The 17323-nt window shown below is 59.3% G+C and carries 16 protein-coding genes and 2 pseudogenes; 1 reads left to right on the forward strand and 17 read right to left on the reverse strand.

The window, feature by feature from the left end:
• Nucleotides 1-8: 8 nt before the first annotated feature.
• From ACWAT4_RS42840 to nifB, 7 genes and pseudogenes are all read right to left on the reverse strand, one after another.
• Complete coding sequence (locus tag ACWAT4_RS42840; RefSeq protein ID WP_128955188.1) at nt 9-851, reverse strand: electron transfer flavoprotein subunit beta/FixA family protein; 843 nt, start codon at nt 849-851, stop codon at nt 9-11.
• Between the two features lie 180 nt (nt 852-1031).
• Nucleotides 1032-1343 (reverse strand): annotated as a pseudogene (gene nifW, locus ACWAT4_RS42845) (nitrogenase stabilizing/protective protein NifW); the annotation flags it as partial.
• 485 nt (nt 1344-1828) lie between these two features.
• Complete coding sequence (locus tag ACWAT4_RS42850) at nt 1829-2479, reverse strand: nitrogen fixation protein NifQ (RefSeq protein ID WP_128929931.1); 651 nt, start codon at nt 2477-2479, stop codon at nt 1829-1831.
• A 95-nt stretch (nt 2480-2574) separates the two neighbouring features.
• Nucleotides 2575-3459: a nitrogenase iron protein gene (nifH, locus tag ACWAT4_RS42855; protein ID WP_128929930.1), complete on the reverse strand. Its 885-nt coding sequence runs from the start codon at nt 3457-3459 to the stop codon at nt 2575-2577.
• Nucleotides 3460-4863: 1404 nt separating this feature from the next.
• Nucleotides 4864-5178 carry a nitrogen fixation protein NifZ gene (locus tag ACWAT4_RS42860; protein WP_128929929.1) on the reverse strand — a complete coding sequence of 105 codons (315 nt, stop codon included), beginning with the start codon at nt 5176-5178 and terminating at the stop codon, nt 4864-4866.
• Between the two features lie 943 nt (nt 5179-6121).
• On the reverse strand, nt 6122-6361 hold the full coding sequence (locus ACWAT4_RS42865) for a 4Fe-4S binding protein (protein WP_128929928.1): 240 nt from the start codon (nt 6359-6361) through the stop codon (nt 6122-6124).
• A gap of 10 nt (nt 6362-6371) precedes the next feature.
• Entirely contained in the window at nt 6372-7928 is a 1557-nt protein-coding gene (gene nifB / locus ACWAT4_RS42870) for a nitrogenase cofactor biosynthesis protein NifB (protein WP_128929927.1), read from the reverse strand.
• 554 nt (nt 7929-8482) lie between these two features.
• Between nifB and ACWAT4_RS42875 the strand changes: the two are divergent.
• Nucleotides 8483-9178, forward strand: a pseudogene (locus ACWAT4_RS42875) (transposase); the annotation flags it as partial.
• Between the two features lie 122 nt (nt 9179-9300).
• Here ACWAT4_RS42875 and ACWAT4_RS42880 read toward each other — a convergent pair.
• The 10 genes from ACWAT4_RS42880 to nifK all read right to left on the reverse strand — a co-directional run bounded on the left by ACWAT4_RS42880 (nt 9301) and on the right by nifK (nt 17274).
• Nucleotides 9301-9498 carry a hypothetical protein gene (locus ACWAT4_RS42880; protein WP_164934261.1) on the reverse strand — a complete coding sequence of 66 codons (198 nt, stop codon included), beginning with the start codon at nt 9496-9498 and terminating at the stop codon, nt 9301-9303.
• Nucleotides 9499-10013: 515 nt separating this feature from the next.
• Nucleotides 10014-10229 (reverse strand): putative nitrogen fixation protein NifT, encoded by a 216-nt coding sequence (nifT, locus tag ACWAT4_RS42885; RefSeq protein WP_128929926.1) that lies wholly within the window; start codon nt 10227-10229, stop codon nt 10014-10016.
• 113 nt (nt 10230-10342) lie between these two features.
• The gene (locus tag ACWAT4_RS42890; RefSeq protein ID WP_128929925.1) at nt 10343-10645 is read right to left on the reverse strand and encodes a HesB/IscA family protein; all 303 of its coding nucleotides are present in this window, start codon (nt 10643-10645) and stop codon (nt 10343-10345) included.
• A gap of 846 nt (nt 10646-11491) precedes the next feature.
• A complete protein-coding gene (gene fdxB, locus ACWAT4_RS42895; protein WP_128929924.1) occupies nt 11492-11824 on the reverse strand; it encodes a ferredoxin III, nif-specific in 333 nt (110 codons plus the stop codon).
• Nucleotides 11730-11963, reverse strand: coding sequence for a CCE_0567 family metalloprotein (locus ACWAT4_RS42900; protein WP_128930194.1), 234 nt, complete (start codon nt 11961-11963; stop codon nt 11730-11732). Before ACWAT4_RS42900 ends, fdxB begins: the two co-directional genes overlap by 95 nt.
• Nucleotides 11964-11974: 11 nt before the next feature.
• Nucleotides 11975-12124 carry a DUF269 domain-containing protein gene (locus tag ACWAT4_RS42905; protein ID WP_232995640.1) on the reverse strand — a complete coding sequence of 50 codons (150 nt, stop codon included), beginning with the start codon at nt 12122-12124 and terminating at the stop codon, nt 11975-11977.
• A gap of 100 nt (nt 12125-12224) precedes the next feature.
• Nucleotides 12225-12635 (reverse strand): nitrogen fixation protein NifX, encoded by a 411-nt coding sequence (nifX, locus tag ACWAT4_RS42910; RefSeq protein ID WP_128929923.1) that lies wholly within the window; start codon nt 12633-12635, stop codon nt 12225-12227.
• A 20-nt stretch (nt 12636-12655) separates the two neighbouring features.
• On the reverse strand, nt 12656-14038 hold the full coding sequence (gene nifN, locus ACWAT4_RS42915) for a nitrogenase iron-molybdenum cofactor biosynthesis protein NifN (RefSeq protein ID WP_128929922.1): 1383 nt from the start codon (nt 14036-14038) through the stop codon (nt 12656-12658).
• Between the two features lie 11 nt (nt 14039-14049).
• Nucleotides 14050-15612 carry a nitrogenase iron-molybdenum cofactor biosynthesis protein NifE gene (gene nifE, locus ACWAT4_RS42920; protein ID WP_128929921.1) on the reverse strand — a complete coding sequence of 521 codons (1563 nt, stop codon included), beginning with the start codon at nt 15610-15612 and terminating at the stop codon, nt 14050-14052.
• Between the two features lie 117 nt (nt 15613-15729).
• Nucleotides 15730-17274, reverse strand: coding sequence for a nitrogenase molybdenum-iron protein subunit beta (nifK, locus tag ACWAT4_RS42925; RefSeq protein WP_128929920.1), 1545 nt, complete (start codon nt 17272-17274; stop codon nt 15730-15732).
• Nucleotides 17275-17323 lie beyond the last annotated feature (49 nt).

A 17323-nucleotide genomic window follows, 5' to 3' on the forward strand; every position in this document is an offset into this window, starting at 1 on the left:
TCTTTAGCTCAATAGCCGCGCGCCAGTGCCGCGAGCTCGATCTCGAGGGCCGGCCGGCACCTGAAAATAGCGTTGATCAATGCCTCCGCGGGCTGCTCGTCAGGCTCTATCATCGTGGCCTTCTCGTTGCGGGCGGCTGGTGCGAAAACGCGCTTGACGACGGTGGGCGAGCCCCGCAAGCCGCATTGTGAAATGTCATCAACCCCCGCCTGTTGCGCGCTCCATTTCAGGATCGTCGCGCGGGCAGCGCGCAGCGCATCAGCCATCGCACCGCGGCGGATCTGGTTCGTCGCTTCGAGCATCGTGACCAGGCAGGGGAGCCGTGTCCGAAGCAACTGGACGCCACCCTCAGAGCGTCGCTCGACGTCGATGGTGCGGGCATGCAAGTCCAGTGCGCTGATCTTGCCAACATAGGTGAGCTGAAACAGGCCAAGCCGTTTTGCGATGCCAGGGCCGACCTGTGCGGTGTCTCCATCGATGGTCTGCTTTCCTGTGAAGACAATGTCAGGGGCGCCGAACTCGCTCGAGATCCTACGGATCGCTGTCGCCAAAGCGTAGGTTGTGGCTAGGGTGTCCGCGCCCGCGAAAAAGCGATCGGTCAGGAGCACCGCACGATCCGCGCCGAAGGTGAGCGCCTTGCGAAGACTGTCCTCGGCAGAAGGGGGGCCCATAGTCAACACCGTGACTTCGCCGCCGAACTGATCGCGTAGCTCAAGGGCAGCTTCCAATGCAAAGAGATCGTACGGGTTGATGATGGTCGGCACGCCCTGACGCATGATGGTATTTGTCACGGGATGCACGCGGATCTGTCCGGAGTCTGGAACCTGCTTGATGCAAACGAGCAAGTGCATGATCTTCTCCAAGACTAATCTCCCCAAAACAGTTCAGAGTGGAATGGCAATCACACCAACGAGAACGAGAACGTTTCAGTCGGCGGAGGTTTCGGGTGTAACCGCTAGGCGCCCGGAGGGCAGTACGCCGCTGCGACTAGGCGTAGCCAGTCCGACAGAGGGCAGTTCAATTTCGTTACCAATCTGCACTAGTACGGGTACAGGCTTGGTGTCGGGCGCGGCGTCCTTTAAGACCTTGAACACGCGCTGTTCAATCGGCGGTGACGTGACGAAATCTGAATATGCGCGCTCAAGCACGAGTTTGCACCGTTTAGCAACGCTGTCGTCCGCCAGATCGCTAAGGCTCTCCTTAGCAAGATATTCGCCCATGCGCCTGAGAATGTGCAGCCGCGCAACGTTGACCACTTTAGGATCGTAGTCGACGCCTAACAGAGCGAAGAACTCTTCGGCAGAAGCGGCTTTGCTGAGGCGCGCGATAATTCCATCAGACATTCAAGTTCCTTCATACTCTGCGGTCTCTACCGGCCGGGTCTGCTTCGCGGGTGCGCTGATATGCCGAGCGAGCGTTGCGCCTCAACGTCCGGCCCGGTGCGATCTAATTGGTGGCGATCTGCACGCCGCGAGTCCGCATCGGCGCGCTCACTCCGGGCGTCGGCAACAGTGGCCGATGCTGGTAGTCCGGAGCCGACCGTCGTCGGACGAGTTGGCTGGCACGACGGACCGGTGTTCGCGCAAGGCCGTCACTTCCCCATGAAGCTGTGGCGTTGTTGATGCTTGCGGAAATTAGCGCTGATGCGATCGGCACCGTCTTGCTTTCTGGAGGTTGGCGCTTGGTGTGCCATCGGTCGAGATGATGTTGTTGGTCGACGAGAGATCGGGACTGATCAAGGTCTGATGGTGTCGGGCGGGGTGCCGTCATCTGGGTCTTTCCATATTCATTCCAATCATCGAAGTGAGCAATGCACGTGCCACCTCAGCTACAGCTTGCGTTCGACCAGGCGGCTCTCACCGCTCTCTTCGCCAAAGCAACGACCAAAATCGGCGCATTGGGTGCAGACTGGCGCCCTGCACATACCTAAACTATCGCGTTCGCAGAGCACGCGATAGAAGAAGCGCTTCCAACGCATATTCCCGGTGTTCCGGCGGGCCAGTGGCGCGAAATGGCGCGTCAGGAGACGGGACAGCTCCGTACGCCCGCGCAGCCCGAGATCCTGCCAGAGGTGGTGAGGCTCCATTGCACGTCGCGCTACCATTGCCGCGAGCCAATGGCCGACGTCGCCGGCAGTCGAACGCTGCGCGAGCAGGAGCTCGCGCAGGACAGCGGTTTCGTCATGGACGTCGGAGGATGAGTTTGGTATCCATGTGAAGGCGCGGGCCGCGGCCGCCGGGAAAAAGCCGGCGAGCAGTTTTCTCAGGGCATGCTCTGGAATTCCAACGCGTTCTACGATCGAGCCGCCATCCAACGCGGCAGCGACCAGGATTGAGGCCAGTGCATGACGATCGAAATCATCGTCGGCGCTGATTTCGGCTTCCGCTGGGTTGCTGCCCGTGAGCAGTCGATAGAGCGCGATTCCGACCTGTTGCACAACGGCGCTCGGCTCAGCCGATCGAGAGTTCGACACTTCCATGTTACTCGCTTGCACCTCAGCCAAGAAATGCCCCGCCGCTATTGGAAAGACCGCTGGATAGCCGGCCCCATGAGACGAGGAGACCGGCAGGATCCTTATGGCGTCGCGGGCTGGGCCGCGGTTTTGCCGATCTGGCTCTCGTCTACCGCCTTCATGATCCCGTGTTCCATCAGCATATCCTCCAGCTCGTCCATGCTGATCGGGGTCGGAACAACGCCCTTCCCGCCGTTGTTGTGTATCTTGGATGCAAGGTTGCGATAATGATCCGCCTGCTTGGAGTCCGGCGCATACTCCAGCACCGTCATGCGGCGCAGCTCAGCATGCTGCACGATGTTGTCTCGCGGCACGAAGTAGATGAGCTGAGTTCCCAGCTTCTTCGCCAGCGCGTCCGCTAGCTCCAGCTCCTTGTCGGTCTGACGCTCGTTGCAGACAAGCCCCCCAAGACGGACGCCGCCTGAATGGGCGTATTTCAGAATGCCTTTGGAGATGTTATTGGCGGCGTACATGGCCATCATCTCGCCGGACATCACAATGTAGATTTCCTGCGCCTTGTTCTCGCGGATCGGCATTGCGAAGCCGCCGCAGACGACGTCGCCGAGCACGTCGTAGGATACGTAGTCGATGTCCTCATAGGCACCGTTGTGTTCTAGAAAATTGATGGAGGTGATGACCCCCCGCCCAGCACAACCGACGCCAGGCTCTGGACCACCGGACTCCACGCAGCGGATGTCCTTATATCCGATTTTCATGACGTCCTCGATCTCAAGGTCTTCGACGCTGCCGACACTGGCGGCGAGGCTGAGAATGGTGTCTTGCGCCTTAGCGTGCAGGATCAAGCGCGTAGAGTCCGCCTTAGGATCGCATCCCACGATAAGGATTCTGTGGCCCATCTCAGCAAGCGCTGCGAGCGTGTTCTGGGACGTAGTCGACTTTCCGATACCACCTTTGCCGTAAAATGCGATTTGCCTCAGTGACGACATGTTCATCTCCATTAAGCGGGTGCCAAAAGCACCGCGCAGTCTCGCGTCGCATTGAGCCACCGTCAGAAGCGGCGACCCGAGGATTCGGTAGGGAGAGTTTGGAGCCGCCAGCCGAGCTCTCAGCTCCCACCGTGTTGCTGTATGCGAAGTGCAACTGGTGTGCCGTTGGCTCCGCGCGGACTAAGGCGCTGAGTACGCTCGCAAAGTGGTTCGCCCGGAGCCGAAGTTGGAAGGGATGTCGCCTCTACGAAAGTCAGGCCAGTGTGAGGATCCAGACAAAGGAGCGCCGCCATGGTAAGATCACAGCGTATCTGCGCCGCCATAGGCGGGGGAAAGGTTGCTTCAGGTTGGGCGCTAGCGTTTAGACGCGTCGGTGCAGATCGGTATTGCGACAGTTAAGGAGCCATTGTCCAATGTCTGTGACGGACGAAAGTGGATCAGCTATGCCGCCCAGAGCCTGTCGCATGCGGGAATCGAGAGCGACAGCCTCGCCTCGGGCGGAGGCCGACTCTCCCGAAAGGGGCGTGGGCTGGCTGAACCCTGCTCGGCTGCTGTTCGGCGCCTTCTTGATGGAGCGCAGCGTTAAACCGATCGCCTAAGGCAGGAAGCGCGCTCCCGGCGCGAACATCTCGCTGTCGTCGACAAGTGCGACGAAGCCACGGATAAGCGATGAATACTGGCGCTAACGGCTGTTGCAATCATGCAGGTGCTTGAAGACGTTCGGGCAACCTGAACTGCAGGCGCCTCGCCAAAGCGCGATAAGAAGGAGCTTCTGGCGCGAGCAATGGACCGCACAGCGATGGTGCGGCTTCCTTAGGAAGACGCCTGTCACGTTATGGCTGGACTGGCCGCGGCAGGGAAACCCGAGAGCCGAGATAGAGCGAGCCGGGTCGGATGCGGCGGCGCCTAGTTACGCCAATGCTCTGGGATATTCTGGTCTTACCCCTGGCTGACGAGCGCTGAAGCGAGCGTCGATCGCGAGGCCTCAGGCCGGCCATTGGCCAGCGAAGAGCCGGAAGTGTGCACCGGCCGCCGTTGTCCTGCCGTGCAGAAGCACCGCCGTGTGTGCGATCTTCCATAAAAGCACGTTCTCACTGGAATAATCGTACGTAGATGCGTCGCTCGTGTGCCCTCTCATGTTTCGATGTGCATCCGGTGATGCCTTCGTGCCGCAAGCGCATGCGTACCGCCCGCTTTCTCGCCTGGGAGGCGACCGACCGCCACCCGCGGAATCAACGATTTGGATCGACAGGTCTGCATAGTGTCGGTCAGCAACATAATGCGCCTAGTTGGTCGGCGCGCGCCTAGACATCGTCGGTCGATTCTTGGAAAAGACGCGGTCGTGGTGCCGATCGACTGCCCCTTACGTGCCGGCGACTAACAATTGTCAATCCAGCGCGACTATCAGCACTCGTCCGGTAACTGGACGTGCCTGATGCCGTCGCGCGGCGCAACGCGATCAAGCTCCTTGCGCTTCATCCCGACGCGGCGACCGCTTTCGATGAAATCGACGCCATAAATGTAGAATCGCTGGAGGAAGGTGCCAATCGAGACGACATAGCCGATCTCGCCCTTCACAGCGAGAACCTCGCCGATCTCCTTGCCAGCATACGTCCCATCATTTCGAATGGTGCGCGTTGCCCGCACTTTCTCTCCATAGCTGAAAAACGGCTGGGCCGTTAGCTCGATAAAGTCGTCGTCGTTCACGTGGTCGCTCATACTCGCATTTCCTCGCTCCAGCGGAGGGGTGGCCGGCGGCCGCGCGCGTTTTGCACGAGGCTATCATGGCTTTCGCCCCGCACCATGAGCTCGCCAGCCACGGCACGAGCCGTAACGCTGAAATGGATGTCGGATGGCGGGCCGTCAAGTGCACTGCAGCGTGGCGTTAGGTAAGCATGCCGGGTAGCCATGCGTAAAATGCCTTGGGCCACGACCGGGTGGACATTGGCCTCGTCTTGATTATCCCTCCAGGGAGCTCCGGTGTTAGCCGGTACATGCTAGCATCTGAGTTTTCGCCGGCCTCGCCGGCAACGATCGGCTGCAGGCTGCCATTCTCGATCGGCTTTCGAACTCGCATCTTCGTCGCGCGATGCGGAGCGTTTCGCGACGGCACACCAAATTGCTCGGCCAGGCGTTGAGGGGATGCCCGCGGATCTGTTGACGAGATCGCCCAGCAGAGGTGACGCAAGACCAGAATGAGAGCCCTACTGCGATTGCGCAGCGACGATACGCGAATATGGCGGGTGGGCCTCGTCGAGGCGCTGGGCGAGGAAAAGGCGGTGCGGTGCTAGCAATGGTACACCTAAGCGCGACTGATCTGGTAGGCGCCCGCGCCATGGACCGCCAATTCAGACAACGATTGCGTCGACCTGGCGTTCCGGTCGAGAGCCTCGACGCCGCCATAACTCATCATAGTGTCTGTCCTCTCGAACACGTTCAGCAAAACCTTGGCGTCGATTGTATCGCTGGGGTCGAGCTCCAGTAGCTCCTGGATCTCGAGCCGCCGCTCGGCGACCCGGCCCGCCGGTCGGGGCTCAGCGGTTACGCTCGGGCGGCTGCCAGGCTGGGAGCAGTCGCCCGAGCAGAAAGCTGCCTCCAATGCCGCGGTCGCTGCGGGGCATTCTTGACGTCGATTGGCGCGTTGTCGGTATGACCATGAAGGTCATGCTGTTTCCCCTCTAGCAGGCGCTTGGTAGCGCGGTAGCGAGGTATCGATGACGCAGGTTCTGTCCACAGGACAAACGGCCACACATTGCGGCTCGTCGAAGTGCCCGATGCACTCAGTGCACTTCTTTGAATCGATTACGAAAGAGCCATCCCTCTCAAAGATTGCTGCATTCGGACATTCCAGCTCGCAGGCGGAGCAGCCCGTACATTGCGAAGAAACGATCTTGAATGGCATTGATGTCTCCTCAAGCTGCAGAAATAACCGTGGCGTTGCGACTGCCGGCCTGAATGCGCTGCACGTGTGCAATCTCGCCGCTGTTGACTTTCTTCAGATAGGCTGTGAACCACACGATCGCCGACTTGACGATGAAGTCATGGGCGAATTGATCGACTGGCGTGATGCCTGCCTTGATCAGGGCCTCCCTCGGGCAGGCGCCGATCTTAGCCACGAACACTGCGTGGCAATCATTGATTGCGCTGATAATCGAAGCCAAGCTGCCCTCCTCGCCGTAGCCGCCCTGGCAATAGACATCGACGCGGCGGTGGCCTACGAATTTCGCCCCTGCCTTCGAGAGCTCGTAAACCTGGAACTCCGCAGCGTGGCCAAAGTGCTCATTGATCAGACCAGAGCCCTTAGTCGCGACCGCAGCCAGCACCTTGATGTCGCTTGACACATCCGCCAGTCCGACAAGCGCGTCATGCCCTGCCACAATCATAGCGGCGCGCTCCTTCTCGACCTTGGCTCGGTAAGCCTTACGGGTGTCCATATCGTAGTTCAGCTCCATTGACATGATCCTCTCGATGGTGAACTCGGCGGTGCGGCTCTCGCCAAGCAGACCGACAGCGTCAGCGCGGCACTGACGGCAGTGCCGCATCATAATCATCTCGCCTTCGCAGGAGTCTTGAACGGCTTTCAACTCCTGAGGGCTCGGGCCACGCTGACCGCTGGCGCCGAAAGCAGTGCCGTGCTCCGGTGAGGAGATAAGCGGCATGATGTTGTGCAAAAAACCGCCGCGCGATTTCACTACCTTGTTGACCTCCGCAAGGTGATGGTCGTTAATCCCCGGTATCATTACAGAGTTGACTTTGGTGAGGACACCGCGCTCGGTGAGCATCTGAAGCCCCTGAAGCTGGCGTTCAGTCAAAATCTTAGCCGCTTCATGGCCGGTGTAACGCTTGTGCTTATAGAAGATCCAAGGATAGATCCGAGTGCCGATCTCAGGATCGACCGTGTTGATGGTGATCGTGACATGGTCGACGTTGAAATTGGAAATGGCGTCGATGTAATCCGGCAGCATAAGCCCATTTGTGGACAGGCACAGCTTTATGTCGGGGGCCGCGGTCTTGACTAGCTCGAAGGTTTTGAACGTCCTTTTGGGGTTCGCCAGCGGATCGCCCGGGCCAGCAATGCCGAGCACCGTCATCTGCGGGACGGCCGAGGCGACCGCCAGTACTTTCTTGACAGCTTGTTCGGGCGACAGCCTCTCGCTGACCACGCCAGGGCGCGACTCGTTTGCGCAGTCGTATTTGCGATTACAGTAGTTACACTGAATATTGCAAGCGGGTGCCACCGCGACATGCATGCGCGCGTAGTGATGATGCGCCTCCTCGCTATAGCATGGATGGGTCTTCACTTTGTCCCAGAGTCCGGACGGCAGATCTCCCTGCCCTTTTTGCGATCCGCACTTTCCTTGACCGCAACAACCTGAGGTGCTGCAGCTCTTGCGCCCGACCTGCTTGGTATCGCCGAGAGCGGTGAGGATATCGCTCCTGCTAGCGCCGTGTTGAGCTGAAGCGTACATTTGGTCATTCTCCCTGGAGACCGAATAGATTGGAAGCTCGGATCTTGCCAAGCGTCTGATGCGTCGTTCTAGAACGGCCTTCAGCAACCTCTATGCCAGCGTTGGGTCCATGCGCTGGTTTGCGCCTGCAAGATTGGTCGTTACAGAAGTCGAGTATGTCGGGTAGCCGACGCACGTTGGAAAATGGACGAATTTGGCGTTACCAGAGAGCGCTTTTACGAAAATGGTCTGCGCATCCCCGGTTCGACCGATCGTATCTGGCTATCATGAGCCAGAGCGTCAGCCCGAACCTGGCCGCGCGCGCAAATTAAAATGAATCGAATTGAAGCCCAGGGCGCAAAGAGGAGTTCGCTCTAAAGACAGCGTTTGGTCGCGCGCCGAAGGGGGACGCCCGCCAAGCGTAGGGGCGTCCGTCGCGTTCTAGCAGGCCGTTGAAAAAAAGTCGCTCGCCGCTGATGGTGGTACCGTGATCCATTGGCGGCTCCGACAAACTTCGGAGATGGTGCCTGGGTCGCGGCGATAATCGAATGGGCGAGCTGTATAGCTAGCTTGATCTGGAGACGCGGGTGCGGCGTGATCATCCGCCGCGATTCTAACGATTGTGAACGAGGCGCTGTCGGCGTTGGAGCGGGACTGCGCTGCGCTCTATTCGACGATTGGACGGGCTGCGATCTCGCAGAGTGAAGCTGCTGCGGGCGACGCTGTTGCAGGCGTTTTATTTGATCCGCGCGGAACGGCTTGTGAAGAGCGGCTGGAATACCCGCCCGCTGTCCGCTGGTTTGTCGCAATCGGGGGTGACGACGTGGTCCGGGATGTTCGATGTTCTCGAAAAACGGCGGCCGGGTGCTCAATCGGCAGTCCGAAGGACGACTCTGGCGAGCCGCCGGCCCGACTTCCATAGCCAAAACACGCTGGAAGGACCTCCATGCGTCGACCACCAGTCCCGATGCTAGGCGCTACCGCGCTGCAGGAAGGGCAAAGGCAAGAGGACGCCACTGTGGACACGGGCTGATGCAGAACCGCCACGACCGGCTGGCCGACGCCTGCCTCATGCTGGCGGGCATGCCGAATGCATCGCAGCGCTGCACATGATGGAGCCGCGTGCTGAATGGCCGGCCCACGATGCGGAAGAGTTCGTCAATGAGCCGCGCTCGATGAACGTGACGCGCATGTTTCACAGAATACCAGCGGCCGTAGCTCTGAGTTTGGGTCGGTCACTAGCCGTAAGCCAGCGCATCTGCAAGCGGGTCGGGAGGCATTCGGCGGGATCAATACGGTTGCCGGGCAAGAGACAGGTTTCATGGTGGTGAGCGCGCCAAATGGGCCTCTATCTTCGTTGCCACCGCCTACAAGCTGGTGCGATTGCCGAATCTTATCGCGGGACCGGGCTGAAGGCTAAGGTGCACGGCTTCGGCTGGGGCTTGGCCGGTCGCTGACGAACATTGTCAAGATGGACAACCGGGACAGAGAGTTTCTCGATCTTGTCGAAGAGGCGCATCTCACCTTCGAGGACAAGCCCGACAACAAATGTGCCTTCGCTGCCCTGAAGGGCTTCCTTGATGGCTGCCAAGTCACCCGCCACGGATCGCCCCGCACCGAGTTGTCATGTGTCGGCGATGAGCCACTTCTAGATCCACATTGGCGACGACTTTGCGTTCGCTGTAGACGCGGCTGAGTTCTTCAACAGCCCGGTAGGTGCGCAGGAGTTGCCCGTTTTCTGCTGCAGGCGAAAAACGTGAAGACCGTAGCCGATGCAGCACGCCTTATGACTGTGGTCCATCCTTCTTTCGCGGCTTGCCATAAAAAAAACCGTACCAGCGATCATCGCCGAGATCGGTGCGGGCTACGCCAGGTGGGCGGGGTCAAATGGCAGCGCCCGGCGAAGAGGGCTTCCCGTTGCGCAATTTTACTAGCCTCTTCTGATTGGCGGCAACTTAAGCGGCGAAAACGAATGTGGCTTGGCGAAGGCGCTTGCAGGGGTGCCTTCTCACGGGGCATGGGCGGACTTGGTGAGGTCTTCTGATGTGCTTCAGCGCCGGGGTGGGGCCGGCGAATTCGTGTATGGGGCGAGCGCATTCATCACTCCTATCCCTCTCCGCCCCGCTTCCTGGCGCTGATCGTGATGGGCAACTGGGTGTCGGAGGCCATGTGCGGCAGGTCGAGCACCCAGCCATTGGCGATCTTGATCCACCCGCCCCACAGCGTCTCGTGCTCGGCTTCGACGATTGGCTCCTCGAGATCCTTCTTCGGCACGTAAATCGACAGACCGGTCTCCGTTGAGCGGCGGATCGTGACTTTCATGATCTGAACTTCTGGTTGCGGGAGCCGCTGCTCGTGCGCTCTTCGCACGGCGGATGCGATGCTCTCTGATTCCATAGGGACTCGGGCAGTGCGTGCATCACATCGCTACTTCGTTAGTCGTTGTGTGAGTTCACATTGGGGTTATCAAACGTGAAACCGGAGCCATCTAGACCCACGACGAAGTCCATGGTGGTGCCGTTGAGGTGCGTCAGGCTCTTGCGATCGACGAACAGCTTGACGCCGTGACGCTCGATAACAGTATCGTCCGGATTGGCTTCCACGGCGAGGGCCATCACGTACTTGAACCCGGCGCAGCCGCCGGTTTCGACTATGATGCGCAAACCGCTCGTTTGTTGCGGCGCCATCGAGATCGCTGCCTTCACCGCATTCACCGCGCTCTCCGTCAAATCAATCATCGCACGTCCCGCTGTTATGGATCGTTCAACAGATCGCAACTCTCGTGCCAGAGCACACAGAAGACGGAAATCACTGGCATTTCGCCGCCACCGCCCGTTGCTCCGCCTCGCGTGTCGGATCTGCGACAACCGGCCTCGGTGGCGCACGAGAAGCGGAATGGCACAGCTGTACCGGGCGTACCGCACACAGCAGTCCGGAATCCCATGTATGGAAACGTTCGTCGACGCCGGCGGACTAAGGCGGCCGAAAACCATCGCGCCTGTGACAGGTCGGCGGCGCTAACTCTGGCGCTGTCGGCGGACTCGTCCATAGATGTGTACTATCATCCCATCCCGCGTCGCCTTCTTGGAGGTCGATCGGACCAGACACGAACGGCTCTTTTTCGTTGTCTCAACGCTGCCGTGGCGTACCCCAAAGCTAGGGCGTCACGGTCAGGGCGTCGTAAGCGATGATCGGCGTGGTGACGAATAGTTCGCTGTCGGCGATGCGTTTGCCGAGCCTTAGGCATTAAGCACATCCGCGCTAACCTAAGCTCCATAGCACTAAGAACAACGTGCTCAGGAGCTGCCCACTGGTTGCGGCAAAACAACTTGCACCGGAGCATGGTGGTACAGGCGCACAACGCCGGCTAGCGGGTTCGGTCTGTTCAAGGACAAGCCCTCGAGGCTCAGAGCACGGTCGCACGAGAGAGCAGACCGTCGTCAGGTTCACCGGGCTCGGTGTGTTCACAGTTCCAAGTAGAAAAGTTACGCGGGGGAACGGGTGCGATCGGGTTCGTCGCAGTGATGTCCGGCGCCGAGCCGCCCACGGGCCGACAGATGGCTTGCGGAGGCCAAGAACGCTGCCTAAAACGGCGGCGGATCGACTTGCGGGTTCGTCCACTCCGGCCCGAGTTCAAGCGGCCGGGTGTGAGTCTGGCAGTTCGCAGGACAGATCCGCGAACAGGCGCCGCAGCCGATGCATGCACCGGCGTCTTGCATCACCATGGCCTTCCTCTCTAAGTCACCATCATCATCATCGAGGCCGATGACCTCGCCATCCTCGTTGATGCCCTTCAGCGTCATGACTTGCCGGCCGCAAACCTTATAGCAGCGGCCGCAGCCGATGCACTTCTGGGTATCGATTGATACCAGATAGTCCGGTATCCAGGCGCGTCCGTCGCGGGTTACGTAGGACATGATTGCGATCATTTTGCGCTGTTTTCTGTCTCTTCTGTTTGCGCTTGCGATCAAGCTTGGTGAAGGCATCATGAGCCTTCTGCGCGACGCTCAGGATCGAGGCCAAGTTCGGCGTAAGCGCCGTCGATAGATCGTGCAGGTCCGATTGGCCTACGCCGCTCGGCCGACAGACATATTAACCGTGGCTGCGAGCGTGCCGAAATCGTCGAAGTCTAAGCGGTTCACGTCGCGCGGTTGTTTGTTGATGACGATGAACCGGCCGCCGAGCAGGTCCATGCGCTCAAATTCTTCGAGGTGCATCTCTAAGTATCGTCAAGATCATGACGCCAGTCGCTTTCTCGATTGCGAGCGCGGCCGACTCGAGTCGCAGTGCGGGAGAAAGCGGGTTAAGCAGCGTCTGTCATGGAAGCGTCCTGCAGTCGTCAAAATGGAGGGGGGCTTTGCTCGTACCTCCGAGCGCCTTGCGCAACCAGGGTGGTGGGGAGCCCTTCAGCGCATCTTCGAGCTTGATGCAGAGGGTCTCGATCGCCTCGCGCTTGATCACCGTTAACGGATGGATTTTGTTGGCAACGACGCGTGCCGCGGCCGAGCCGCCGATCGCAGCGACATAAAGGATCGTGCAGTCCTTGATGGCGTCGATTTTCCGCGTCAGCTTATCCTTGCGGCCATCTTCCGTGAGATCGTCACCGAACTCGATGACCTGAAGGATGCGGTGAGCGTCCGGAGTGACGTCGTAGATAGCGATGTTCTTGGCCCAACCGAAATGCGCATCCACGCACTTCAGATCCTGGGTGGCAAAAGCGACTTTCAAGATCTATTCTCCTTATTGGGTTATTGCGGGTAGGACGGGACGGTCTTGAAGTCGCGGTCAACGCTTCGCCAAGTATCGGGCGTCGGCTGGTGCTTCGCCTCGCGATCGGCAATGACAAGATTGGCGAGGCCGAAGATGAGATCGCGCGTGCCGCGGTAGCCGACTGAGAGCTGGTGGCCGGCGCCAAGACGATCGAACATCGGGAAGCCAGCGCGAAAAAACGGGATGTTAAGGCGCGAGGCCGCCTGGCGGCCGTGCGAATGGGTGATGAGGAGATTGCAGCCGTGGGTCTTGGCAAGTTCCTCGAGATCTTCGAGATCTCCGATCAGGACCTCCTCCGTCCTGATACGCTGCAACACGGGGGAGGCTGTTGTGGTCACGGCGACTGCGATATTGGCACCCATGTCGTACAGCATGCTGGAGAGATCGAAGAGCAAGTCCGGCTCGGCGCCGATCGCCAGCTTACGGCCCCCGATGTAGAAATGCGCATCCAACATAGCATCCGCGAGTTGGCCGCGCTGCCGGCGGTACTTTAGCGGAACTGGCCGGTCACTGATCTTGCTCAGAAACGCGATGAACTCGTCGTTGGGAACGAGGCCGCAGAGGCGTTCGAACAAGCGAAATCGTACGCCTGTTTTCGCATACATGGCCTCCGCCGCACGTTGCATCTGCGCGCCGATCGCGATCGTCCATGCCGCCTGCCCCATTGTCGCAATCTCGTCGACCCCGATGCCGCCGATCGTGGTGGGCGTGAACTCATCGGGAATTTGACCGTCGAGCGAACCGGCCAGGTCCGGCAGGAAGGATGGTTTCAGTCCGAAATCCTCCAGGATCGTCCGCAGCTCATTGAGATCGCCTGGCGTGAGGTGGCAGCCCGGCAGAACATTGATGCGAGCGGGATCCCGCGCCCGACCCGTCTCGACGGGATGGACCAGGACTTCCACCATTCGTGCGACCGTCTTGTCCCAGCCGTCCTGGAACGCGCCCTTGAAATCCGGGGTCGAGACGTAAACCAGCGGAAGCCTTTCGAGCTGTGGGTGCTTTTGCTGAATCAGGTAAATGAATCGTTCGACGTCCTCTCCCTTTATCTCGGTCAGGCCGGTCGAATTGATCCCGATGATTTCCGGTTTCGCACCATTGTAGATGTTAAGTATCGCCTGTTCGACATTTTCCTGACCGCCGAACACGGCCTCGACTTCACTCATTGCGGTGGTCTGCATCGGCACTGCCTCCCTGAAGTGCCGCACGAACAGGGTCAGGCCGAACGAGGTGCAGCCCTGGGAGCCGTGTAGCAGCGGCATCGCGCCGCGAAGGCCCATAAAGGCGAAAGAGCCGCCGATCGGCTGGCTCATCTTGAGCGGATTGACCGTGCAGGATTTCTCGGAGGTGGAGACGATGGCCATTGGCAGACGCCCTATTCCGACGCCTGGACGGCGCATGTTGCCTGCGCAGCGGAAATGTGCCCAACGACCCACCTGCCCGAGGCATTGGCGCGTTCCTTGAATCCGGCGGCGCTGGAATGACCTCGCACGGCGGTGGAATTCTCTGCGGCGTGCGAATCCGTGTGCGGGATGTTGGTCTGCCGATTGACCTCCGCTTCGTCCCAAGGCGCGGGACGGCGTAGTTGGGTCCATATTGGATTGTAGAGCGCCTTATCAATCTCCTCCATCAGCTTGACCATGCCAATATACCCCATGTACGCCTGAGAACGCTCCTGGTTGATGTCAAGCCAAGGTATCATCGCCTTCAGCGCGACGAACTGCGACTTGCCGCCGGAGAGCATCATATCAGCCCGGGAGTTCATCAACATTTTGTAGATGTCGCGCGGCGCCGCTTCCTCGATCATAAGGGCGTGCCGGCCCATCAGCTCCTTGATGCGGTCTTTGTCCTCTTTGGTGGACTTCTTCACGGAGGTGCCGGCGATCTCTAGACCGGCCTCCTGCAGCGCCGCGACCACCGACCACGACTTAACACCGCCGGTGATCAACAGAACCTTCTTACCCTTGAATCGTGGTTTGAAGCGCTCGATCGCCGCGCGTACCCTTGCTTCCTCACGCATGATGACAGCCTCGGTACGCCCTCCAAGCTCCAGCGGCGCGCCGCGCTCGATCAGCATGCGCGCGATCGTCCGCAAGGAGTTGCTGGAATCCTGCACGCCGTAGAACGAGCCCTCGAAGTAGGGAATGCCGTAGCGTTCCTCCATCTTACGGGCGACGTTTATCATCGCCTTGGAACACACTAGCATCGCAGCCTTTGCGCGATGCGAACAGGCCAGCTCGTGATATTTCCCATCGCCGGAGATACAAGAAAGGATGCGGATGCCAAGTTCATCGAGCAGCGGTTTGATCTGCCAGAACTCGCCGGACAAGTTGTATTCGCCGATGATATTGATGTCGTAGGGAGTGGTATAGTCCGGTTCCTCAGTGCCGATCACATGCTCAAGCAGCGCCTCGCCGGCAAGCTTGTTTCCGAGGTTCTTGGACCCGACGAACCCCGGCGAATTTACAGGAATGATAGGCTTACCGAACTTGGCCACGGCAGCCTTGCACACGGCCTTGATGTCGTCGCCAATCGCGGCTGGCACGCAGGTTTGGTAAACAAAGACAGCCGGCGGATCGAACTTGCCGATCACCTCCCCGATCGCTTGATAAAGGCGCTTTTCGCCGCCAAAGATTACATCGGTTTCGTTCATGTCGGTCGTGAAGCTTCGGCGCCAGAGATCGGAGCCTGAGGAGGCGCTGCCTCGGTTGTCCCAGGAATTGCCCTCGCAGGCGATTGGGCCGTGGACCAGATGCGCAACGTCGGTGAACGGCTGTAGCGCGATTTTGGCGCCGTCGAATGCGCATCCGCCGCCCGCCTCTCCTGGCTTCAACTGCCTAGTGCACCCCATAGTACGTTCGGCCGCCGTCTTGTTGTCGTTTCTGCCACAACCCGGCTCGTTGAAGACGTCCTCGATGGCGGACGTGTCGACGCTCATACGTATCTCCTATTTTCTTCGACCCGCCGCGCGAGCCTTGTGCCGCGACGTGGATCTTTCTGGCTAGACACCGGCCGTCGACCCTGCTCTGGCCGGCGCTAGACCAAATCATTTACGTCAGCGGATGATATCAAAGCTATAGTCCGCTCCAGTCCTGTCCATCTGGTCCAGGACCTTGTCCAGTATCTTGACAAGAACGTTTATGCCGCCCTGATAACCCCAGACGGGATACCGATGTTGATGGTGCCGATCGAACACAGGGAAACCGATGCGGATCAGTGGCGTCCCGGTATCGCGCTCGAGGTACTTCCCGTAGGTGTTGCCAATCAGGTAATCGACCGGCTCAGTGCATAATAGGGAGCGCATGTGCCAGAGATCTTTGCCGGGATATGCAGAGCAGTTCTTGCCAAACAGTGAACTAACAAACAGTTCCTCCATTTTCTCTGCCCAAGCCTTGCCACCATTCGTAGACAGCACATGAGCCGGCTCTGCACCGAGCTCCAGGAGGAATGAAGAGAGCCCGTAGCAGAGATCCGGATCGCCGTAGATCGCGAACTTCTTGCCGTGCAGATACGCACTGGAGTCTGCCATGGCGTCCACGAGACGGCCGCGCTCCCGCTCCAATGCCTTCGCGATCGGCTTGCCGGTCATGCGGGACACAGTCATTAGGAATTCGTCCGTCGCGCTGACACCGATGGGGTAGTTGAAGGCGGCAACCTCATGACCGTGCCCCTCGACGAAGGACAGTGTCTTCTCGGTGCAGTGTTGCTGCATGGAGATCGTGGCTTTGGCATGGATCGCGTTAGCCGCGTCCTCCAGCGTGGTGCCGCCATCATACATGCGGAACTCGCCGTCGGTCGGAGTATCGAAGACATCGCTGTTGTCGGCGAGTATAGTATATTCGATTCCCATCAACTCGAAGACGCGCTTAATTTCCCGGATGTTCCCGACCGTGTACCCGTCGAACCCACCGATGAAATTAATCTTGCCGTTCACCTTGCGCTCTAGTTTGGAGGCGGTGCCTGCCTTGCCATCCCAGAAGTGCTCAAGGATGCTCTTCAGCGCATTGTCATACCCGGTCACGTGGCTGCCGACAAAGGCAGGTGTATGAGCGAAGGGAACATCATATTGTGCCGGGACTGACCCCTTCTCCTTCGCTGTCTTGATGAAGGCGTTCAGGTCATCCCCGATCACTTCGGCCATGCACGTGGTGGAAACCGCGATCATCTTGGGCTTGTATATGTTGTAAGCGTTAGCGAGCCCGTCAATCATGTTGTTTAGACCACCGAACACCCCGGCGTCCTCAGTCATCGAGGAAGAGACGCAGGAGCTTGGCTCCTTAAAGTGTCTCGAAAGATGACTTCGGTAGTATGCGACGCAACCCTGTGAGCCGTGAACGAAGGGCAGCGTGCCCTCAAAACCGGAGGCAGCGAACACCGCACCGAGTGGCTGGCAGGCCTTGGCGGGGTTCACAGTCAATGCTTCACGCGCGAAGTTCTTCTCGCGGTATTCTCGCGTCTTTGACCATTCGCTGATCCGCTCGACTTCCCTTTGGTCATGCGGGTTCTCGAACAGCGCCTTCTTTTTGGCGAGCATTTGCTGATATTCCGGACCTCGGAATAGATCCAAGTGATCGAGGACGTGTTCGGCATTCTGTGTCAACGCGGCACTCTCCTTTTCGGCGATTGGTTTATCGACTAGGTTGGCCCGC

The organism is Bradyrhizobium sp. T-1 (genome assembly GCF_053592855.1).